We start from the raw sequence: 23,325 nt of genomic DNA, 5'->3' as shown, positions 1-23,325 counted from the left end.
CCGGCGCAAAAGCAAACCCGTCCAATCCAAAATTCTTAGTTTAATGGAACAAATCAGAAAATGCCCATGATACGCAATTATTTCAAAATCGCTTTCAGAAATCTGGTTAATGAAAAGTGGTATTCGTTATTGAATATCGGCGGTATGGGTATTGTACTTGCTGTGAGTATTCTGCTTTTTTGGTGGGTAAGGGATGAATTGAGTTACGACAATTTTCATTCGGACATTGAACAAATTTATCGTGTCAATACACGCTTTGGATCGGAAACCGCGGAAAACACATTTCCAGATACGCCGGGTGCCGTTTCAACTGCTGCTTTAAAATCAATTCCAGGCGTTCGCGGAGCTGTCCGGCTTTCTCCCTATTGGGCGAGGATTTTTCGTGTTGGCAATAATACCATCACAGAAAAGGGAGATCTGGCTTATATAGACGGGGATTTTATAAATTTTTTCGACGGCTTTACCCTGCTTTATGGCGATAAAAACAATTTGTTTCCGACGCCTGCTTCTGCAATTTTAACCAGAGATCTTGCCATAAAGTATTTTGGTACGGCCAATGCAGTTGGCAAATTTTTTAAAAACGTAGAGAACAACCAGATACTCACAGTAGGTGCTGTGATTGAGGATAGTCCTGATAACACAAACTTTAAGCAAAAAATGTTTTTGCCTATGCAGGCTAAAGTATTACCGTTTAGAGAAGAAAACAATGGCGATAATCTGGATGAAAGCTGGATTGCTTACGACTTTGAAACATTTGTAAAACTGGATAAAACTACAAATCCTGAAATTGTAGGTCAGAAAATAACTTCAATAAAAAAAGCAGCCAGGAATAAAGATAATGATGCAGTGCTGTATTTTTTACAACCATTCAGCCAACTGCATCTATACTCGCCAGATGGAAAGAGTTCCGGAATGCAGCAGGTTAACCTATTGGGCCTTATCGCATTCTTGCTTTTGAGTATCGGTTGTATCAACTATGTAAATTTGACAACTGCCCGTGCGTCGCGTCGCAACCGCGAAGTTGGAATCCGTAAAGTGGTTGGTGCAAGATCAGGTCAATTGGCCGGACAATTGATGGTAGAATCAATTTTGACTTTAAGTCTTTCACTGGTTTTTGCTGTGTTGTTAATAGAAATTATTCTACCATTTTACCAGGAGATAACAGGAAAAACGGGCCAATTTTCATTGATTGATTTTGATTCAATACTTATCCTAGTCGGAGCCTTGCTTCTGACTTTTTTACTGGCAGGAATTTATCCGGCATTGATGATTGCTGGTTTCAATCCCATCCAGGTATTACGGGGACGCTCGAACCAGCGCAATACTTTGGGTTTACGGAAAGGGCTTGTCGTGACACAATTCGCATTGGCTACGATTTTGATTACCAGTACCTTAATTATTGGAAGCCAGTTGCGTTTTATTCGTGAGCGAAATCCGGGATTTAACCGGGAGCACGTATTTTCTTTCGATGGAAAAAAGTTTGCTTTGCCATTGCAGCAAGCCTTGTCTGAGCAGCCATTCGTTAAAAGTGTGAGTACTGCCAGTGATTCTCCGGTCAATGTTTTAAGAGGAACGGGTACGGTTGAGTGGGAGGGGAAAGATCCTAAATCCATGCCCATTTTTGCTTATACCAGTATCGATCCGGCATTCATTCCAAGTTTTGGGATTAAAATTCTGGACGGGCGAAATTTTGATGGAAGTCCTTCGGATTCGCTTCATTTTATGTTGAACGAGACGGCAGTCAGGCAGATGGGATTGAAAAACCCTCTTGGAAAACGTATAAAAGTTGAAGGGAGAGAAGGCGAGATCATTAGTATTGTCAAAGATTTTAACATTGCCTCAATTCACGAAACAATAAGGCCCCTAATTCTATCCTCCCGACCCCAAATTAATAATATTGTACTCGTCAAAACCACTGGCGAATCCGCCACGACAGCATTGGCTGCAGCACGTAAGTTATGGGGGGAATATGCTCCGGAATATCCTTTTGATTACAAATTCCTTGAAGCACATTACAATGACCAGTATAAATCGGAACAGCAGACGGAACGATTATTCAATTTTTTTGCAGGAATTGCCATCGTCATTTCTTGCCTTGGGTTATTAGGTCTTGTTTCGTTTGCTGCCGAACAGCGGACAAAAGAGATCGGTGTCAGGAAAGTTCTTGGCGCTTCAATAACCAGTATTATCACATTACTATCAAAAGATTTTTTAAAACTGATTTGTATTGCGATCGTCATTGCTATACCGGTTGCCTGGTATTTCATGGAAAAATGGCTGAATAATTTCGCGTTTAAAGTGGATATTGATTGGAAATTATTTCTAGCAGCTGGTCTTCTGACACTCATAACTGCTATTGTTACGATAAGTTTTCAAAGCATAAAAGCAGCGCTCATGAATCCGGTAACAAGTTTAAAAAGCGAGTAGGGACGGCCCTCATGGCCGCCCAATCCTTTGCAAAAGCAAACCCGTCCAATCCAGAAATTCTTTACTCCAACCTATAAATATTCCGATACCATGATCAGTAATTACTTCAAAATCGCCTGGCGAAGCCTTTGGAATAAAAAGGCGTTTTCTGCTATCAATATTTTCGGATTGGCTATCGGGCTGGCCACCTGTATACTGATTTTGCTTTTTGTCCAAAGCGAATTGAGCTATGATAAATTCAATTTAAACGCGGACCGGATTTATCGCGTTACGCTGAATGGTAAAATTGGAGGAAGGGAAATAAATATTGCCGGAGCACCGGCACCTGTTGGCCCGGCAATATCCAGCGATTATCCGGGAATAGAATCTTACACCCGGCTGACAAGAGAAGGGTCATTTTTGGTTAAATATGGCAACGAAAAATTTAAAGAAGAAAGAGTGGTTTTTGCAGATAGCAATTTCTTCTCTGTTTTTTCAATACCGCTGATGAAAGGCGATACGAAAAGCGCTTTGAAAGAGCCGAATACAATGGTTATAACAGAAGCGGTGGCTGATAAGTATTTTGGTAAAATTGATCCAATTGGGAAAAGTCTAACGTTAGGTACCAGAGGCTTGTTCAGGATAACGGGTGTTTGCAGGAATGTTCCGGAAACCTCGCATTTTCATTTCGACTTTTTTGGATCATTGGCATCGGTGCAATTGGGTGAAAAGTGGTTGTCTAGCGGAGCACATACGTATCTTTTATTACGAAAAAACTATCCGGTAGAAAAACTTGCCGCACAAGGCCCGCAGATTGTAAAAAAATATATTGCTCCTGAAATTCAGGAATTTTTAGGCATGAGTTATGAGGAATATCTTCGTAAGGGTGATCGCTTTGGATTTACTTTTCAGCCGCTAACTGACATTCACCTAAACTCAGATCTTGAAAACGAACTGGAACCAAACGGAGACATTAAATACGTCTACATTTTTTCTGCCATCGCAGCATTTATTCTGCTCCTTGCCTGTATCAATTTCATGAATTTATCAACTGCCGGTTCAGCCAACCGTGCCAAGGAAGTTGGTATCAGAAAAGTGTTGGGTTCTATTCAGCAGCAGCTTATTTTTCAATTTCTGACGGAATCAATCCTGCTTACGTTTCTGGCACTTTTGGTGGCATTTGTTATTGTAATATCCGTTCTGCCAAGTTTCAATCAGCTGGCTGGTAAACAATTTGATATACAGACAATTCTTAACGTCCGGATGATTGCCTATGCTTTGGCAGGCTGTTTATTTGTTGGATTGTTGGCAGGCAGTTATCCTGCTTTTTTTCTGTCTGCTTTCAGGCCGATCAGTGTTTTGAAAGGGAAACTTCAAATGGGCGTAAGAAGTGGCTGGCTGAGAAACGCGCTGGTTACTGTCCAGTTTGTCGTTTCTATCGGTATGATTATCGGGACTATTGTCGTTTATCAGCAGCTTCGTTTTATCCAAAACAAAAAGGTTGGATTTGATAAAGATCAGGTCCTGATTTTGCAGGATACTTATGTTCTGGGTGACAAGTCAAAAGTATTTAAGGAAGAACTTAAAAAGTTGTCGCAGATACAGGATGTCACCTTAGCCGGATACCTGCCAGCCGGCGATTCCAATAACGGTACCGATGGTTTTTTACCGGAAAGTGCAGCAGGCAATGTTTCTCCGTTTCGTTTAAGAACCTATCAGATTGACGAAGATTATTTGTCGACACTCGGCATTGGTTTGGCAGGGGGACGTAATTTTTCCAGATCGTTTTCATCCGACAGCGCAGCAGTTTTGGTCAATGAAGCTGCCGTAAAACAATTTGGATGGACAAAGCCGATCGGTCAGAGGATATCCACGGTCGGTAACGGAAGTGAAAATAGTAAACGTGTTTATACTGTCGTTGGTGTAACGAAAAACTTTCATTTTGAATCCATGCACCAAAGCATAGCGCCCTTGATCATGATGTATGGTGGCGACCGGTATCAAATGGCCTTACGGATTCGTACCGATAATATGCCGGGTTTGTTAAAAACACTGGAACAAAACTGGAAAGCACAAACGGACAGTCCTTTTTCGTATACATTTCTTAATGAACGGTTCAACAAAATGTATCAGTCAGAACAGCGAATCGGAGCTCTCTTTGGCATTTTTGCCGGACTTGCTGTGGTTATCGCCTGTCTGGGATTATTCGGTCTGGCTGCTTTCACAACCTTGCAGCGTACCAAAGAAATTGGTGTGCGTAAAGTATTGGGAGCCTCAGTGGTCAGCATTGTTACTTTGCTTTCCAAAGACTTTCTGAATCTTATAATCGTTGCCATTTTCATCGCAACGCCTCTTGCCTGGTATGGCATGAATCAGTGGCTAAAAGATTTTGCCTATAAAACTGACATTGAATGGTGGGTTTTCGCACTGGCTGGTTTGCTGACTGTCTGCACGGCATTGCTTACCATCAGCTTTCAAAGTATAAAAGCAGCGCTGATGGATCCCGTAAAAAGCTTGAAAAGCGAATAACATACCGGGATCAAATAAAATATATCAAGTTAATACCAAACATCAAAAGCCATGCTACGTAATTATTTAAAAATCGCTTTCAGAAACCTGGCCAAAAATAAGGGGTACGGGTTCATTAATATCACCGGTTTAGCAATGGGAATGGCGGTAGCTATACTGATTGGCCTGTGGATTTATGATGAAATTTCTTACGATCGTTTTCACAAAAATTATGGCCGGGTTGCGCAAATCATGCAACATCAGACTTATAATGGACAAATCGGAACACAATCTGCCGTGCCATTTCCATTAGGCCCCGAGCTTAAAAAAAGTTATGGAAGCGATTTTAAATATGTTGTCAGATCCACCTGGAGCAACAGACATGTTCTTGCATTTGGTGAAAAGAAACTGGCGAAAAGCGGACCTTATATTGAACCGGATGCACCTGAGATGTTAACCGTAAAAATGCTGAGCGGAACCGTGGAAGGATTAAACGATCCGCATTCGATTATGCTTTCAGAATCGGTGGCAAAAGCTTTTTTTGGAGACAAAGATCCCGTGGATCAGCTTATGAAAATCGATAACCGACTGGATGTAAAAGTTACCGGTGTTTATGAAGATATGCCGCATAATTCTACTTTTAGAGGAATGCAGTTTATGGCACCATGGAGTCTGTATGAAATCGATTCGCCCTGGATGAAAACAAATGATGATCCTTGGCGGTCAAATAGTTATCAGACATTCGTTCAGTTAAACGATAACTCTGATATTGAAAAAGTTTCTGCAAAAATAAAGGACATCAAAGTAAAAAATATTCGTCCTGAACAACTGAAATACAAGCCGGAAGTTTTTCTTAATCCCATGAGCGAGTGGCATTTGTACTCCGAATTTAAGGACGGAAAACGTGTTGGCGGCTTAATCGAATTTGTCTGGCTTTTTGGAATAATCGGTTCATTTGTACTGCTGCTGGCCTGTATCAATTTTATGAATCTGAGCACCGCCCGCTCTGAAAAAAGAGCGAAAGAAGTGGGAATCCGCAAGGCAATCGGCTCAGTCCGAAAACAATTGATTGTCCAGTTTTTCAGCGAATCGTTAATTGTTGTAGCGCTGGCATTTGTTTTGGCGATGGTGCTGGTATTGCTGATCCTTCCTCAATTTAATGACGTGGCTGACAAAAAGCTTGAGATATTATGGGCCAACCCACTTTTCTGGCTGGCCGGAATCGGTTTTAGTTTGTTAACTGCCATGATTGCAGGCAGCTATCCGGCGTTGTATTTATCTTCTTTCCAGCCTGTAAAAGTGTTAAAAGGAACATTTAAAGCAGGCCGTTTTGCGGCGATACCAAGAAAAGCGCTGGTGGTTGTTCAATTTACAGTTTCAATTATCTTGATTATCGGAACAACTGTTGTGTTTCAACAAATTCAATTCGCAAAAAACAGACCTGTTGGTTATGACCGGAATGGTTTGATCGTCATTAGTTTATCAACGCCGGATATTCACAATCATTTTGATGCGGTGAAAGATGAATTGAAAAAATCGGGAGCTATTGCCGAAATAGCAGAATCGGGTAGCCCGACAACCGAAACATGGTCGTCTACTAGCGGTTTTGTATGGAAAGGAAAGGATCCGTCCTTATCAGCTGATTTTAATTTTAATGAAGTTTCTCATGATTATGGCAAAACCATAGGCTGGCGATTTAAAGACGGCCGGGATTTTTCAAAAGAATTTTCAACAGATTCTTCGGCTTTGATTGTCAACGAAGCGGCTGTAAAGTTTATGGGTTTAAAAGATCCGGTTGGTGAAATGCTTACCTGGAATGGAAAACCTATGAAAATTATCGGCGTAACAAAAGATATGCTTATTCAATCTCCCTATGCACCAATTGTGCCAATATTTTATAGTTTGTCATCAGGAGACGGTAGTATTGTAACCCTCAAACTAAACCCTCAGACCAATTCTTCCACAGCTTTGGCTCAGATTGAAGATGTATTTAAAAAATACGATACCGGTTCTCCTTTCGAATACAATTTTGTAGACGAACAATATGCAACCAAATTTTTTAACGAAGAACGTATCGGTAAACTGACGACTTTCTTTTCAATTTTAGCAATCATTATCAGCTGTTTAGGGATTTTTGGTCTGGCATCTTTTACAGCTGAGCAGCGTACCAAAGAAATTGGTGTACGCAAAGTGCTTGGCGCTTCCGTGACAAATTTGTGGCGGATGCTTTCAACGGATTTTGTGGTGCTGGTAATTATTTCCTGTATCATTTCCACACCGATTGCCTTATATTTCCTGAACGGATGGCTGCAAAAATATGAGTACAGAACAGAAATTTCTCCGTGGATATTCATCTTCGCCAGCCTTGGTGCTTTAATCATTACATTGATGACAGTGAGTTATCAATCAATAAGAGCAGCCTTGCTGGATCCTGTGAAAAGTTTGAGAAGCGAGTAGAAAAAAAAATTGAACAAGAGCCACCTTAACGATGCGAGCAGCCGCGGGCTAATCGCTAACCGCCAAATGCTAAAAAGCTATCTAAAAATCGCCTGGCGAAATCTCTTGAAAGAGCGTCAGTTTACCATATTAAATCTTGTAGGTTTGTCGACGGGGCTTGCCTGTACGCTGCTGATTTACCTGTGGGTGAATGATGAATTGCAGGTTGACAAGGTCAATGAAAAAGATGCCCAGTTGTTTCAGGTTATGGCCAATTATTCAAATGACGACGGTATCAAAACGAGCAGCAACACGCCCGGCCTTTTGGCAAATGCGCTTGCGTCGGAAATGCCGGAAGTTGAAAAGTCGGCGACCGTAGTACCGGCTTCCTGGTTTTCAAATAAGGGTGTCATTACTTTTGAAGAAACACATTTGAAAGCTGGCGGCCAGTTTATCAGCAAAAATTATTTTGACGTTTTTACCTGTCCGTTTGTATCTGGCGATAAAAATTCATTATTTACTGATCTTCAAACGGTTGCTATTTCAGAGGAACTTGCATCGAAAATATTTCACTCAACGGATCAGATTATTGGCAAAACTATAAAATGGGACAATGGTGAATTCAGCGGAGTTTATGCCATCGGTGGTGTTTTTAAAAATAATCCTGTTAATGCCACAAACCAGTTTGATGTACTTTTCAATTTTGACCTTTTTGCAGAAAAACGGCAAGGAATGAAGTTTTGGGGAAACAGTGATCCCAGTACTTTTGTTATTTTGAAAAAAGAAACGGATCTCAACCGCTTCAATGCAAAGATTAAAAGTTACCTGACATCAAAAGATAATAAGTCGACGACGCAATTATTTGCAATTAAATATTCGGATAAATATCTTCACGGACAGTTCGTTAATGGCGTTCAATCCGGTGGAAGAATTACATATGTCAAACTTTTTTCCATCATTGGTCTTTTTATTCTAATCATTGCCTGCATCAATTTTATGAATTTGTCGACGGCGAAAGCTTCGGGAAGAATTAAAGAAGTGGGCATCAAAAAAGTGGTTGGCGCATTGCGGAGTTCACTGGTTTTTCAATACCTGGGAGAATCATTACTGATGTCATTTTTGTCATTGATTTTTGCTGTTCTGCTGGTTATTTTGTTGCTGCCGCAGTTCAATGACATAACCGGGAAACATATTGAAATACAACTTAACGTCCTACTGATCCTAACCGTTTTAGGGATAACTTTTTTGACAGGACTTATCTCAGGAAGCTATCCGGCCTTATACGTTTCCGGTTTTAATCCCGCAACCGTTCTGAAAGGAAAGCTTAAAACTTCAGTCGGTGAGCTTTGGGTAAGAAAGGGTTTGGTCGTGTTCCAATTTGCTGTTTCTGTGATCTTTATAGTTTCAGTTTTGGTGGTTTACAAACAGATTAAATATATTCAGACCCGGAACCTTGGTTATAACCGGGACAATATTATTCATTTCGAGATCCCGCTGGAAATGGATTCTGTGAAGCTGAAAGCAGCCGAAAGTTTTCTGGGTGAAATCAAAAATATTCCTGGCGTTATCAATGCATCCAGTTATTCCCACAATCTTACGGGTGATCACGGCTCTATTTCTGACTTTGACTGGCCGGGAAAAACGCCGGGTAAAAACATAGAATTTTCTAATCTGGAAGTTGGTTACAACTTTATGGAAACTGTTGGGATACAACTCAAAGAAGGCCGTAGTTTTTCCCAGAATCAAAATGCTTATAACGAAATTGTTTTTAACGAAGCTGCTATTAAAAGTATGGGTCTCAAAGATCCGATTGGTAAAACGATCAAATTTTGGGGGAAAGAAAGGCAGATCGTTGGTGTGGTTAAAAACTTCAATTTCGAATCTTTGTATGAAACTGTAAAACCGTGCTTTTTCCAGGTTTATCCAATTATGCCCAATATTATGGTCAAGATAAATGGCGGTTCTGAAAAACAAACCATAGCCAGGATTCAAAAAGTTTTCCAGCAGTATAATCACGGACTGGTTTTCGATTATCAGTTTCTTGACGAAAATTACCGCGCATTGTATGTTTCTGAGCAAAGAATCGGTATGTTGTCACAATACTTTGCAGGCCTGGCTATATTGATTTCCTGTCTGGGTTTATTTGGTCTGGCCGCTTTTACTGCGCAGCGACGACAAAAGGAAATTGGAATCAGAAAAGTAGTAGGAGCTACTGTCGGAAATGTTGCCATGATGCTTTCTATGGATTTTCTCAAACTTATCGTGATTGCGATGATTATCGCATTTCCTTTAATCGGTTGGGCTATGAGTCAATGGCTGCATGAATTTGCTTATAGTATCGATCTGGGAATCAGCGTTTTTGTTATCGCAGGAGGCTCAGTGATGATGTTAACATTGGTAACGGTAGGATATCAGGCAATCAAAGCGGCGTTGACAGATCCAATCAAATCGTTAAAAGCTGAATAAAATTGTTGTTGTAAAAAGACTTTGGCAAAAGAATTTTCTTTTGCCAAAGTCTTTTTTTCTTTCACATTGATGTCAAAAAATGAGTGGGTTGGATTTTCCTATATTGAAGTTTGGCAAAACAGAGAATTCGTTTCCAATTCCGGACTGATCGTTTCGCCGGCTTTCCGTAAATGCGGAATCGCAAAAGCAATTAAGGAGAAGATCTTTGACTTATCCCGTCAACGTTTTCCAAATGCCAAGGTTTTTAGCATTACAACCGGACTAGCGGTTATGAAGATGAATGCAAAACTGGGTTTTGAAACCGTGACTTTTAATGAAATTACCAAAGAAAAGAAGTTTTGGGAAGGCAGTAAAAGTTGAGTGAATTATCAGACTTTGAAAAGTAAAGATTGTAAAAACTGCTTTTGCACTTCTATGTTGTTCACCCCTGGAAATGTAAAAATCCAGGAAAACTAAATCGTTCGTGCTACGTTTCGTATGTAGGAACAAGTCGGGTTTTGTACTATTTCCGGAGTATTTAAGAAAGTATGATTTTAATCCTTTTTTATAAGCTGATTTACACAGTTTGTCGAATGGATTAACTGAAAACTTTCTGGAATACTCCTTTCTTTTATTATCTTCGTCTGTCGCCGAAATGTCCTTGCCACACAGGGCAAAAATAGGATTTTGGCCAAGCATCGGTATGAAAATTTCTTTGGAATGATAATTGGAAAATCTGTTCCAAATGAAAAATTCAGTCAGATTATTTTTTAATTAAAATAGCATTGATAATGAAAGTAGTGATTATAGGCGGCGGTTTTGCAGGAGTGAATTTTGCACTTTCCCTTGCCAACCATAATGAGTTTGAAGTTATACTGGTAGATAAAAATAATTACAATTTTTTTCCGCCGCTAATTTATCAGGTGGCCACCGCATTTTTGGAGCCGTCTAGTATCAGTTATCCTTTCAGGAAATTATTTTCAGGGAAAGATAATGTGCATTTCAGGCTTGGCGAGCTGCAAAAAGTGATTCCTGCCGAAAACAAAATTGTTCTTGACAACGGCGATCTAACCTATGATTACCTGGTGTTTGCAACCGGTGCCGAAACGAATTATTTCGGTATGGAAAATGTGAAGAAAAACGCAATTCCGATGAAAACGCTTGATGATGCCATCGAAATGCGTAATAAATTGCTTCAACAGATGGAAATGGCATCAATTTCCACTGACCCGGAAGAAACCAAAAAGCTTCTTACGATTGTGATCGCCGGTGGCGGCCCGACGGGTGTGGAAGTTTCGGGCATGTTCGCGGAGATGAGGAATGGAATTCTTCGCAAAGAATATCCCGAGCTGGCCGGAAAAGGCAGCGAAATTTATCTCGTGGATGGGGGAGATGCATTGCTATCGCCTATGAGCGTAAAATCCCAGCAAAATACCTACGACGACCTTCGCAGGCTTGGGGTCAAAATAAAATTGAATACGCATGTTAAGGACTACGTTAACGATATCGTTATATTCGACAACAGCGAACCGATTGAAACAAAAAACCTGATATGGGCTGCTGGTGTAACTGCCAAGGTTTTTGAAGGCATTCCAACAGAAAGTTATGGTCGTGGAAGACGCATCATGGTCGATCAGTTTAACAAGGTCCAGAGCACCGAAAATATTTACGCAATAGGTGATACCTGCATCCAAATTACGGATCCGAACTTCACTGGCGGGCATCCGCAGGTAGCTCAGGTTGCGATTCAGCAGGGGAGAAAACTTGCAAAAAATTTCAAACTGATAGCCGACGGAAAAACGCCTGAACCGTTTGAGTATTTTGATAAGGGTTCCATGGCGATTATTGGTAAAAACAAAGCAGTGGTAGATCTGCCCAGGCCAAAATTGCATTTAAACGGATTTTTTGCCTGGCTGATCTGGCTGTTTATTCACCTTCTTTCTTTGATTACTTACCGAAACCGTTTCAGGACTTTTTACAACTGGACGATAGCCTATTTCACAAAAGACCAGTCTTTGCGGATGATTATAAAACCTTCGCGGCAAAATAAAAGCCAATAAGGAATTCAATAGTCTGGTTTGTTGTTTCAATTTAGTATAGATAAGGCGCTGATGTCGATGAGAATTATTTCTTTGGCGTCTGGCGTTTCTCTCTAATAAATAAAACAGGAAAATTAAAAAGTAATTGGCCCTATCGCTCGTCTTCTTTCATGTCCGAACAAGGAAAAAACGAAATTGAATCCACTGAAAAGATTAAATAATGAAGGAAACCATATTAGATATATCGCAAAATATTCCTCCGGAAATCGAGCAGATTGATGTATCACTCTCCTTTAAAAAATTCATAGATTATATAAAAGAAAGAATTGCAGGAGAGACGACGGTAAAGAAGAGATTTTTTGAGTTCGTGCTGGATCGGTTTACTGAAAATCCAAGGTTTGCGGGAAAGGTAGAATTATCTGAAATCGGTGATTTTCAGGAGCAGCTAAGTTTGGTTTATAACATGCTGGTGCCGGTAATTGCTGATGAAAAGGAAACTTTATGGGCGTTGAGCGTTCCGTTAAAACCAACGATTTTTTACGAAACTTCTGCGTTTCACGATCTGTTGGCGGATAAGGACACAGGACACGCGAAATGTGATTTGCTTCGGGATATTGACATAAGCATTGAGAAAAAGCAAAAAGTGCAAATGCTTTATGCTTTCATTCTCGAACGTTTTTACGGCATTCCGTCCTATCACAACAACGAGATGATCCTCTCGATCAGAGATGATAAAACTTGTTTGTCCAAATATTACAAGTTAAATCTTGGCAAGGATTTCATTGAAGTGACGGCGAAGCAGCCTTTGCCTGAACTCAGCATTGAAATTATTCAAAAACAAGCCCAGCGGGATTTTGACTGGAATACGCTTGCGGGGATATTGCCGCTTTCGATGTTCAAATTCGAGGGATTTTCTGTTATTACTTTAACAGATGTGACGGCAGATCAGGCAGTTGAAAATATTAAAAATATAATTCTGAATCCTGTACGGGAAACTGCGCAGTCGTACTACGAAAAAATTATTGCCTCACTTAACCTGCTGATCGGTAGTCATGAAGTGAGGTTTGGCTTGTTACCGGAACTGCGTGTCAATGAAAAACTGGTTTTCAGTGATGATTTGTGCACCCATAGCATTCTGGTGCAGACTTCCCTTGAACAAGGATTGGAAGAAAATGATTTTCTGTATCTGGCTGATAAATTTTTCAAAAATCCGTCTGTTCATTTTTATAAAGATTTGAATGACGGAGAAGATCATGGTGATTTTTTGAAGGTTTTGAAAACCCACGGAGTTCATTCATATGCCTTGCTGCCGGTTTATAATGCTTCCCGGCTGGTAGGTGTTCTTGAACTTTACAGTAAACAAAAAGATTTGCTGAGTGAGCATTCTCTTTCACGATTGGAACCTGCACTTCCGCTTATCGGCCAGCTTTTGCAGAACAATATCAACGAATTCGACTCACGAATTGAAAATGTGATCAAGGAAAAATTCACGTCGTTGCAACCTGCCGTCCAATGGAAATTCAAAGAAGTTGCCTGGCATTATCTGCGAGACAATACCATTCAGCTTCCAAAAACTCCGATTGAAAGTATTCATTTCAAAAATGTTTACCCATTATACGGAGCGGTTGATATCCGGAATTCTACCGTTGAGAGAAATACAGCTCTGCATACGGATTTGCAGGTTCAATTTGGAGCTCTGATTAAGGTACTTACAATCATTAAAGAAAATGTAGGACTGGGTTTGGCGGACGAAATTATCTTCAAATGTAAAAAGTGGATGGACCGGATTTCGGATCAGTCGACAGAAAATGACGAAGTAAAGGTTCTGGATTTCTTTGAGTATGAGGTTTATCCGTTTTTACAACATTTCAGACATAGTGAGGAAAAGCTGGCGGAAAGTATTGATGCTTATTACAAAATAGTTGATAAGGAGAATGGCATAGCTTATGCCAACAGAAATGCCCTTGAATCTTCCATGCAGACGATAAACTCGGCTGTGAATCTTTATCTTGAACTTTTTAAAAATGAAATCCAGCAATCCTATCCATGTTATTTTGAAAAATTCAGGACGGATGGCGTGGAGTATGATATTTATATCGGTCAGGAAATTGCGCCGGAGAAAAACTTTAACATTCTCTATTTGAATAATATCCGTCTATGGCAGCTGACTTCCATGGCGGCCATAGCGAAAATTACGCACGAGCTGATGCCGCAGATGAAAAATCCGTTGGAAACTACGCAGCTTATTTTTATAAATTCCAACAGTATCGATATTAGTTTCCGTGATGACGAGAGGCGTTTTGATGTGGAAGGTTCTTATAATATCCGTTATCATGTGATCAAAAAACGAATTGATAAAGTGCATGTGAAGGAAACCGGAGAACGTTTGACGCAGCCCGGGAAAATTGCGCTGGTATATTTCAATAGTAAATCCGCGGAAGAATATGTTAATTACATCAAATATCTTCAGGAGAAAAATACCTTGAAAAACGATCTTGAATATCTGGAACTTGAAGAATTACAAGGTGTTACCGGATTGAGAGCCTTGCGCATCGGTGTGAATCTGGATGGCGAATGGAGCTGAAAGTTTTGAATTCCTTACTATGTCAGAAAATCTAAAATAATTATATGAATTACGATAAGGTCCTTGAACATGTTCAGCATCATGTAAAACACTTTTTCAAAACGCAGCAGATTGAACAATTAATTTATCACAATCTGACGCACACGGAGGAAGTTGTTGAACATGCAATAGATATTTCGAAACATTACGAGCTGCATGATAAGGATAATTTTGTGGTGGTAACGGCTGCCTGGTTTCATGATATTGGCTATTGCACGGGCGGGGCGGAAGGACATGAACAGCGTGGCGCTGAACTTGCAAAGGTTTATCTGGAAGAACAGGAAGTTAAGGAGGAGATAATTCTGGCGATTCAGGGCTGTATTCTGGCGACAACCATTCCACAAAAACCATTGGTATTTCTTCAGCAAATTGTTTGTGATGCTGACTTGTACCATTTGGGTACGGATGGATTTGTTGAAAAAAACAAGTTGATGCGGAAAGAAAAGGAAATAGGGGCCGGCAAAAAAATTGATAAAAAGGACTGGCGGAAACATACGATCGAGTTTCTTGAAGCACATACGTACCAGACTGATTATTGCCGGGCTTTGCTGGATGAGGTGAAAAAGAGAAATATTCAGAAGTTAAAAGATAAAGAAACAGAAAAAGTGAAAGAACCGGAACCGCCGATTAATCTTCTTAAATACATAGATGATACAAAAATGGCATCAGAAACAGAAGAGGATAAAGATAAAAAGGCAAAGTCGGACAGGCCGGACAAGGGAATTGAAACCATGTTCCGTATCAGTTCAAATAACCACCAGAGACTGAGTGATATGGCTGATAATAAGGCACATATTATGATCACAACGACCTCGATTATTATTTCAGTTTTGCTGAGTATTTTGCTTAGAAAACTGGAAGATAACGCGTATCTGATATTTCCGACGATTTTACTGCTTACGATTTGTGTGATTACAATGGTATTTTCAATACTGGCAACTCGTCCCACTATTCCACACGGAACGTTTACAGAACAGGATATAACCGACAAAAAAGTCAATCTGCTTTTCTTCGGTAATTTTTACAGAATGGCTTACTCGGATTACGCAGCCGGAATGCAGGCCATGATGAACGACCGCGATTTTTTATACGGAAGTTTGACAAAAGATGTGTATTCCCAAGGTGTTGTTTTAGGTAGAAAATACAGATTGTTGCGCGTTGGTTATAACGTTTTCATGTTTGGGATTGTCGCATCGGTGGTTTCATTTGTGATTGCCTCGATGTTTTTCGGGAAATAAATTTGAGGCTGGACTAATTAAGAATGAAGATTTCAGGTGTTAAATTAACACAGACAGAAATTAAATTTATATGAGCTATAACTTTTACAAAATACTGGCTTCGGCCATTTTACTAGCTACTTTTTTTACAGGTTGTTCAAATTCACATGAAAATGAACAAACCTTGAAAGATTACAATCTTGAAAGTCCTGAAAAGTTTTTCATGCCGGAAAGCCTTTTTGAAATTTCAGGAATTGCTTTTCAAAAAGGAAATCCTGACACGGTTTATGCCATTCAGGATGAAGAAGGCAAAGTTTTTCGTCTCGCCTGGGGTGTAAAAAAGCAGTATCACGCCAAATTTGGTAAAAAAGGGGATTATGAAGATCTGGCCATTATCAATGACCGGGTTGTGGTGCTTAAAAGTAACGGAACACTTTATACATTTCCGTTTTGGGAATCTGCATATGAGGAAGTTGACAGTACCCGGGAATGGAAAAAGGTATTGCCAAAAGGTGAATATGAAAGCATTTATGGCAATGAAGATACAGATAGTCTGTATGTTCTTTGTAAAAACTGTGTGCAGGATGATTCAAAAAAAAGCATTACAGGATATGTTTTTCATACCGGCGACAGTGTTGCCGTTCCCCGACCATTTCAGATCAGCGTAAAGGAAATAAAAGCATTGACTGGAAAAGTGGAAAGAGGTTTCAGACCTTCCGGAATGGCACAAAATCCGTTTTCAAAAGACTGGTATATTATCTCTGCTGTTAACAAATTATTGGTAATAACAGACAAAAACTGGAAGGTTCAACAAGCTCTGACACTCAATGGGAATATATTCACTCAGCCCGAGGGTATTGCTTTTGACAAAGACGGTAATCTTTATATTTCCAATGAAGGAGACGATTTTGCAGAAGGTAACATTTTGAAATTTAATAAGTTAAGTAAATAATTTAGGTGAACTTACCTTAACTTGGTATGAAATTAAAAATCTCCTCAATATTCTATATAGTTGCGCTGGTCATTATTTCTTCCTGTTCCAGTTACAAAAAACTGCAATATTCGAAAGAAGGGAAAAGCTGGGAACAAAGTGCCCCGGCTCCTGATCTTGTTTTGAAACATACAATGTACCTCGTAGGAGATGCGGGAAACGACAAACCTGAAAATAAAGCGCCTGTACTTCTCTATCTGAAAGAAAAACTTGCCAAAGAGTCCAAAAATAGCTCAGCTTTATTTTTGGGAGATAATATTTACGAGTATGGTATGCCGCCTTCGGATGATTCGGCCAAAAGAAAAGTGGCCGAATACCGGATAACTTCTCAGCTCGAAACGCTGGATGATTTTAAGGGAAGGCCATTTTTTATTCCCGGAAACCACGACTGGCGGGGATGGGGGAGAAAAGGGCTAAAACGTCAGGAGAATTTTATTGAATCTTATCTGAATACAAGAAGAGGGAAAACAGATAAAGATGATTATGAACATTATTTTCTTCCGCAGGACGGCTGTTCTGGCCCGGAAGTGATAGAACTTAATGATAATGTGGTCGTTATCGTTGTGGATTCTCAATGGTGGCTTAGCGATTGGGACAAGGATACCAAAATTAATGATGGCTGCGAAATTAAAAACAGGGCCACTTTCAAATTCATTTTTGAAAATGTGATCCGTAAATACCGGAATAAGAATGTGGTGATCGCGATGCACCATCCGCCATTTACGTATGGTCCGCATGGTGGGAAATTTACAATCAAGCAGCACATTTTTCCGCTTACAGAAATGAATCCGAATTTGTACATTCCACTTCCGGGAATAGGAAGTTTGAGCGCACTTTTCAGAGGAACAATTGGCTCGCGCCAGGATACGCATAACAAACTTTACAAGGATATGCGTGACGGGATACTGGCCGCGGCGAGGAAAAACGGGAATTTCATTTTTGCCAGCGGTCATGAACATGCGTTACAATTTATCGAAAACGACGGGCAGGAATTTATAGTAAGCGGAAGTGGCTCTAAAAACAGTCCGATTGGTATGGGCAAAGGCTCACAATTTGCTTCCACGGCTTTGGGTTACAGCACGCTTTCTTTTTATGAAGGCGGTGAAACCTGGGTGCAATATTGGGAAGTGGATGAGCACGGGAAAAGTGCCAAAATGGTTTATCAGAAAAAGATAAAAGACAAGCTTCCGGTAATTAAAGAAGAGCCGACAATTGCTTATAAAGAATACGAAGAACATCAGGACAGTACGACCCGTTTTGTACTGAAAAACGAAATAAAACCGGTTAAAAGTTTTCACAATTTTTTTTTTGGAGCGCATCACAGGAATCTGTATCTGAACAAATATCCTTTCCCGGTGCTTGATTTTGACAAATATCAGGGTGGTGTTATTCCTGTCAAACAAGGTGGGGGAAATCAGACAAATTCGCTGCGGGTTCGCGGAGGCGACGGGAAGGAATATGTGCTGCGGGATATGACAAAAGATGTCAGCCGCTTTTTGCCATATCCTTTTAATAAAATGCTTGCGGCGCAGTTTCTGGCTCAGGAAAATTTCCTTTCCACACTTCCATTTGCGCCACTGGCCATACCAAAACTGGCCGATGCGATTCAGGTTTATCATACCAATCCAAAGATCTATTATGTTCCTTCACAGCCTGCATTAGGGGACTTTAACCAGGTTTTTGGGGGCAGTTTGAGTTTGGTAGAAGAGCGTCCGGATGGTAAAAAATGGAAAGATGCAGCATTTTTTGGTAACGCGGATAAGATTATCAGTACGCCTGATTTGCTTGAAAATATTCTTGAAAGTAATAAATACAAGGTTGACGAAAAGTGGGCGTTGAAAACCCGTTTTCTGGATATTATTATCGGAGATTGGGATCGTCATGATGATCAATGGACGTGGGCGGACATAAAACAGCCGGATGGAACAAACTTGTACCGCCCGATTCCACGTGACCGAGATCAGGCGCTTTCAAAATATGACGGACTTTTTACAAATGCAGCGAGACTAACCATGCCATTTCTGCGTCAGTTGCAGGTTTACGGTCCGGAAGTACCAAGTATGAAATGGACAACCTGGAGTGCGCGTTTGTATGACCGCACTTTCCTGAATTCGCTCAGCTGGGAAGATTGGGAAGAGCAGGTTCGGTACGTTCAGAAAAATATGACGGATGAAGTTATTGAAAATGCTTTCACCGATTGGCCGGATAAAGCCCGTGAAATGGCAGCGCCACTTGTGATTAAAAGTATAAAAACAAGACGTGATAATTTACTGGAACTGGCCCGAAAACATTACGAATTTGTAAGTGAATCGGTAAATGTGATTGGAACCGAAGAAAATGAAAGATTTGAAGTAGAGCGCATTGACGACCAGCACACGCGGGTAACGGTTTCGGAACTCAATAAAAAAGGCGAAATTAAACAACAGAATTACAGACGTGTTTTTGATAATCAAATCACCAAAACAATCAACGTTTATGGCAATGGGGACGATGACGAATTTATCGTAACGGGTGATGTCAGCAAAGGAATTAAGGTAAGATTAATTGGCGGAACCGGGAAAGACATTTTTACGGACGGCTCCATTGTGCGTGGCGGCGGTAAAAAAACGATTGTTTATGATGATCTGGGTAAGAATAAAATAAATGCCGGGCCGGAAACGAAAGACAAACGGACTTCTCTTTACAGGTACAATGTGTATGACCGCAGGAGCGCGGAAAGTGATTATGACATTACGGTTCCGCTTCCAATTGTCGGCTATAATCCGGATGATGGTATTTTGGTGGGTGCTAATTTTAATATGATTAAATACGGTTTCAAAAAAGAGCCTTACGCATCTCAGCAACGGTTTGGCGGAAGTTATTCTTTTGCTACAAAAGCGGTTAAGCTTTATTATACAGGTGATTATCTGAATGCTTTCAAGAGTTTTGACTTTTATCTGGATACTTATTATCACGGTCCGGCTTATGCGTTCAATTATGCAGGTTTAGGAAATACATCAGAACGACCGGTTGATAATCCCAATTTTTACCGGGTGCGCCAAAGTGCTTTTCATGTGTATCCGGCTATCAAAAAACATTTTGCAGGAAATAGCGGTTTTGTCACATTAGGGCCTGTTTTTGAAGTTTCAGATGTGCAGTCCACAGCCGGAAGATTTATTACCAGTGACGCGAACCAGCTGAGTGATGACGTTTTCAAAACGAAATATTACAGTGGCGGCCAGCTTTTGTTTAATTTCAGCAGCGTTGACAATATCTTTTCTCCACATTCCGGATTACGTTTCAACGCCGGATTGAATTATACCAAAAACCTGAAAGAAGATAAGAGCTTTTCAGGTCTGAAAGCGCAGATTGCGTTTTATTTCAGTCTGGATACAAAGGAAAATATCATCTTTGCTTCACAGATCGGAACGGGTTTGAATTTTGGGAAAGGATATGAGTTTTTCCAGATGCCAACCATTGGCGGAAATCAGGGGCTACGTGGATATCGTACGCAGCGGTTTTACGGCAAAAGCAGTGTATGGCATTCCAACGATTTACGGGTGAGATTGGGGAATAGCGTAAATCCAACATTACCATTGACTTATGGTATTTTTGGTAGTTTTGATTATGGCCGTGTCTGGCTTGACAATGACCCGAATAAAGACTGGCATTATAGCTATGGCGGAGGAATTTGGGTGGCTCCGGTCGATATTCTTACCTTGTCAGTCGGCGCATTCATTCCAAAAGAAAAACAGGAAGAGAAGCCCAGAATTGCATTTCAGGTAGGATTCTGGTTTTAATTTGATTGAAAAATTTTACAATAAGTTTATAAAATTTCACCTCTGTTGATATTCCGAAATGAAGGAACAAAAATTTATCAAACCCCAGACACTTTTCGTTGCAACGGCTTTTCTTATTTCACTGGCCAATTTTTTATTTTTTAAATCGGATATTTCTATTCATCTGTACGATACTTATTACGTCTTTTCTCAAAAATTTTTCGCCCAGTTATTGTCTCTGATTTGTATTGCATGTTTCGCAATATATTTTGCCTGCGCCAGGTTTGCATGGTCTTTGCAAAATCCGTTAGGTTATGTTCATTACGTATTGACCGTGATTCCTCTTTTGATATTTGTACTTAAACCCAGCGAGGATATACAAACTGTAACTTTGATGGCAATCATTGCAGCAGGCCTTTGGGTATTCGGCCAGATTGTTTTGGTAGTAAACATTATTCGCACGAGGCGCGCTGAAATTCAGGATTGAAACCATAGATTTTAATTTAATAATTCTCAAATAATCAGAAGGCTTCTTAGGAAAGTTGTTGCAACTGAGTTTAACTTTATCGCCACTTAACAATCTTTAATTGGCCAATGAAAATAACTTCACACCTTAAAAAATTTATTCTTGTTTCTTGTTTTTCACTTTGTTCAAATTTTGTTTTCGCTCAACATTATATTTTTTTTCTTCATAATAAATTCGTTGAAGAAAATGATTTGAGCGCTAAACATCCTGACTATGGAATAGCAGAATATCATGAAATTCTGGACTATTATACAAAGGAAAATTTTGTGGTAATCAGTGAGAAACGTCCCCCAAATACCGATGCCAAAACATATGCTCTGAAAGTAACAATGCAAATTGACAGCTTGTTGACGAAAGGAGTAAAAGCAGGCCTGATTACAGTTATTGGAACTTCAAAAGGTGGGTATATCGCTCAGTTTGTTTCATGTACAATAAAGAACAAGGATATAAATTATGTTTTCATAGGAAGCTGCGCGGAGGAAGATATTATCAAAATTCCGGAGAATAATTTTAGCGGAAACATTTTATCGATCTATGAAAAAAGTGATAGTATCGGTCAGTCGTGCGAAAACGTAAAATTGAAATCGGGGAATACCGTTAGCCGGTTTGAAGAGATTGAATTAAATACAGGATTGAAACATGGTTTTCTGTTTAAAGCTTTACCGGAATGGCTTGAACCATCCGCTAAATGGGCTAAACAGGGTTACGGAATTAAACCTGTTCGGGAAAATGCGACGATAGGAAAATCTGTTAAGGGCACAAAAACCGGCACGGTCGAAAGAATTGACTCTTTGATTTCTTCTTCTTCCAAAAAGCCTTTCAACGGAATTGTCCTAATTTCTAAAAATGGTTTTACCAAATATGCCAAGGTTAAGGGCTTCTCAGATATTGGAAAAAAGAAGCCTCTGAAATTTGATGACCAGTTTGTGATCGGTTCAGTCAGTAAACAATTTACAGCCGTTTTACTGCTGAAAGAATATGAAAAATGCCGTGTTCAACTGAATGTTCCGATTCACAATTATCTGCCTGAATTAACGCAGTCGTGGGCCGATTCCGTTACTGTGGATCAGCTTTTAACACATATGAACGGAATCTCCTCATTAGACAAACCGCTTGATTTTAAACCAGGTACAAAATACTCTTATTCTCAGATTGGCTATGATCTGCTGGCAAGAATTATTGAAAAGACATCGGGTAAATCTTTCGCTTCTTTGTCAGCCGCACTTTTTAAAGAATGTAAAATGTACAATACGTTTCATCCGGATGTGAAACGGTATCACAATCTTGTCAGCGGTTATACAGAAGAGAAGAATAAAAAACTTACGGTTGAAAACAGGACATTTGAAAACTATGTGGCCGCCGGCTCGTTCATATCAACGGCGCACGATTTGCTTCTATGGAATAACTGTCTGCATGAAGGAAAACTTTTATCTCAGAAAACGTACCGTTTAATGATTTCCAAAAAGCCGGAAGCGATAAGAAATCATCCCATTTTTGGAAGGGTTGAATATGGCTACGGCATTACCCACGACACCAAAGACGGCATTTTACAGCTCGGGCAAACAGGTTTCACACCCGGTTTTATTTCAATGGATTTTTATTTTCCTAAAACAAAAACAAGCATTATTGTCCTTGACAATGTAGTCTATGACCAAAACGATTTGCAAAAGGCGTTTTCGTATCATTCACAAATGCTTGAAATTTTAAGAGAAGGTAATTTACTTAGGAAGAAATAAAAGTATCCGGACTATTGAAAATGACTGGGATAGTCCGGATATTCTATTTAATTCCTCCAAGCGCAACACTGACGATGTCATTGTAAATATCCTGTTTCACACCGGATTTTGCGGCAATGCGCAAGCCTGAAATTGTATTAAACAGAAACCGCGCAATGGCTCTCGGATTTTTATCTTTTGAAATTTCTCCGGAGTCCTGGCCTTTTAGGATAAGCTGAAAGAATGCATTTTCAATATCCTGCATATTTTCACGTACAATTTTATCAATTTCTTCATCGTGCGGAGCCAGTTCGACGGTACTGTTGACCATGAAACAGCCTTTTGGAAGTTTGTCTGTAAAACTGTCGTGGACAAGCATCTTGAAAATTTCTTCCAGGGAAACCATTGTATTTTTTGACTGATTAACCATATCAATTAACCCGCCTGCCGCCTGTGCCCGGTACCTTTCCAAAGCGGCGATGTACAACTTACGTTTATCGCCAAACGTATCATAAATACTTGATCTGCTAAGTCCGAGCGCATCCACTACATCCTGCATGGAAGAAGCATGATATCCCTTATACCAAAAAAGATCAACGGCTTTATCTAAAATCGCTTCCTGATCGAATTCTTTTGTACGTGCCATAATGGAAAAAACTTT

At 40.0% G+C, this 23,325-nt stretch carries 13 protein-coding genes; 12 read left to right on the top strand and 1 reads right to left on the bottom strand.

What is annotated here, in order from left to right:
- Positions 1-66 precede the first annotated feature (66 nt).
- From FDK13_RS31470 to FDK13_RS31415, 12 genes are all read left to right on the top strand, one after another.
- Positions 67-2,427 carry an ABC transporter permease gene (locus tag FDK13_RS31470; RefSeq protein ID WP_170982965.1) on the top strand — a complete coding sequence of 787 codons (2,361 nt, stop codon included), beginning with the start codon at positions 67-69 and terminating at the stop codon, positions 2,425-2,427.
- 90 nt (positions 2,428-2,517) lie between these two features.
- Positions 2,518-4,935: an ABC transporter permease gene (locus tag FDK13_RS31465; protein WP_137343994.1), complete on the top strand. Its 2,418-nt coding sequence runs from the start codon at positions 2,518-2,520 to the stop codon at positions 4,933-4,935.
- A 51-nt stretch (positions 4,936-4,986) separates the two neighbouring features.
- Complete coding sequence (locus FDK13_RS31460) at positions 4,987-7,371, top strand: ABC transporter permease (RefSeq protein ID WP_137343993.1); 2,385 nt, start codon at positions 4,987-4,989, stop codon at positions 7,369-7,371.
- Positions 7,372-7,437: 66 nt separating this feature from the next.
- Positions 7,438-9,816 (top strand): ABC transporter permease, encoded by a 2,379-nt coding sequence (locus FDK13_RS31455; protein ID WP_137344008.1) that lies wholly within the window; start codon positions 7,438-7,440, stop codon positions 9,814-9,816.
- Positions 9,817-9,837: 21 nt separating this feature from the next.
- Positions 9,838-10,176 (top strand): GNAT family N-acetyltransferase, encoded by a 339-nt coding sequence (locus FDK13_RS31450; RefSeq protein WP_137343992.1) that lies wholly within the window; start codon positions 9,838-9,840, stop codon positions 10,174-10,176.
- 410 nt (positions 10,177-10,586) lie between these two features.
- Positions 10,587-11,855: an NAD(P)/FAD-dependent oxidoreductase gene (locus tag FDK13_RS31445; protein WP_137343991.1), complete on the top strand. Its 1,269-nt coding sequence runs from the start codon at positions 10,587-10,589 to the stop codon at positions 11,853-11,855.
- A gap of 199 nt (positions 11,856-12,054) precedes the next feature.
- A complete protein-coding gene (locus tag FDK13_RS31440; RefSeq protein WP_137343990.1) occupies positions 12,055-14,418 on the top strand; it encodes a GAF domain-containing protein in 2,364 nt (787 codons plus the stop codon).
- A 44-nt stretch (positions 14,419-14,462) separates the two neighbouring features.
- Positions 14,463-15,695 carry a Pycsar system effector family protein gene (locus FDK13_RS31435; RefSeq protein WP_137343989.1) on the top strand — a complete coding sequence of 411 codons (1,233 nt, stop codon included), beginning with the start codon at positions 14,463-14,465 and terminating at the stop codon, positions 15,693-15,695.
- 70 nt (positions 15,696-15,765) lie between these two features.
- Positions 15,766-16,626, top strand: coding sequence for an SdiA-regulated domain-containing protein (locus FDK13_RS31430; protein WP_220417474.1), 861 nt, complete (start codon positions 15,766-15,768; stop codon positions 16,624-16,626).
- Positions 16,627-16,652: 26 nt separating this feature from the next.
- Complete coding sequence (locus FDK13_RS31425; RefSeq protein ID WP_137343988.1) at positions 16,653-20,444, top strand: ShlB/FhaC/HecB family hemolysin secretion/activation protein; 3,792 nt, start codon at positions 16,653-16,655, stop codon at positions 20,442-20,444.
- A 58-nt stretch (positions 20,445-20,502) separates the two neighbouring features.
- Positions 20,503-20,910 (top strand): hypothetical protein, encoded by a 408-nt coding sequence (locus tag FDK13_RS31420; protein ID WP_137343987.1) that lies wholly within the window; start codon positions 20,503-20,505, stop codon positions 20,908-20,910.
- A gap of 230 nt (positions 20,911-21,140) precedes the next feature.
- Complete coding sequence (locus FDK13_RS31415; protein ID WP_181956156.1) at positions 21,141-22,685, top strand: serine hydrolase domain-containing protein; 1,545 nt, start codon at positions 21,141-21,143, stop codon at positions 22,683-22,685.
- A 43-nt stretch (positions 22,686-22,728) separates the two neighbouring features.
- On the opposite strand, the gene FDK13_RS31410 is transcribed toward FDK13_RS31415, so the two are convergent.
- Positions 22,729-23,310, bottom strand: coding sequence for a TetR/AcrR family transcriptional regulator (locus tag FDK13_RS31410; protein ID WP_137343985.1), 582 nt, complete (start codon positions 23,308-23,310; stop codon positions 22,729-22,731).
- Positions 23,311-23,325 lie beyond the last annotated feature (15 nt).

It is taken from the genome of Dyadobacter frigoris (assembly GCF_005280585.1).
GTDB classification, from domain to species: Bacteria; Bacteroidota; Bacteroidia; order Cytophagales; family Spirosomataceae; genus Dyadobacter; species Dyadobacter frigoris.
Note: the sequence above shows the minus strand (reverse complement) of the source record. Positions and strands in the feature narration are given on the sequence as shown.

Coding starts and splice junctions, on each gene's coding strand:
- FDK13_RS31470 (WP_170982965.1), top strand. CDS start 67: ATGATACGCAATTATTTCAAAATCGCTTTCAGAAATCTGGTTAATGAA.
- FDK13_RS31465 (WP_137343994.1), top strand. CDS start 2,518: ATGATCAGTAATTACTTCAAAATCGCCTGGCGAAGCCTTTGGAATAAA.
- FDK13_RS31460 (WP_137343993.1), top strand. CDS start 4,987: ATGCTACGTAATTATTTAAAAATCGCTTTCAGAAACCTGGCCAAAAAT.
- FDK13_RS31455 (WP_137344008.1), top strand. CDS start 7,438: ATGCTAAAAAGCTATCTAAAAATCGCCTGGCGAAATCTCTTGAAAGAG.
- FDK13_RS31445 (WP_137343991.1), top strand. CDS start 10,587: ATGAAAGTAGTGATTATAGGCGGCGGTTTTGCAGGAGTGAATTTTGCA.
- FDK13_RS31440 (WP_137343990.1), top strand. CDS start 12,055: ATGAAGGAAACCATATTAGATATATCGCAAAATATTCCTCCGGAAATC.
- FDK13_RS31435 (WP_137343989.1), top strand. CDS start 14,463: ATGAATTACGATAAGGTCCTTGAACATGTTCAGCATCATGTAAAACAC.
- FDK13_RS31430 (WP_220417474.1), top strand. CDS start 15,766: ATGAGCTATAACTTTTACAAAATACTGGCTTCGGCCATTTTACTAGCT.
- FDK13_RS31425 (WP_137343988.1), top strand. CDS start 16,653: ATGAAATTAAAAATCTCCTCAATATTCTATATAGTTGCGCTGGTCATT.
- FDK13_RS31420 (WP_137343987.1), top strand. CDS start 20,503: ATGAAGGAACAAAAATTTATCAAACCCCAGACACTTTTCGTTGCAACG.
- FDK13_RS31410 (WP_137343985.1), bottom strand. CDS start 23,310: ATGGCACGTACAAAAGAATTCGATCAGGAAGCGATTTTAGATAAAGCC.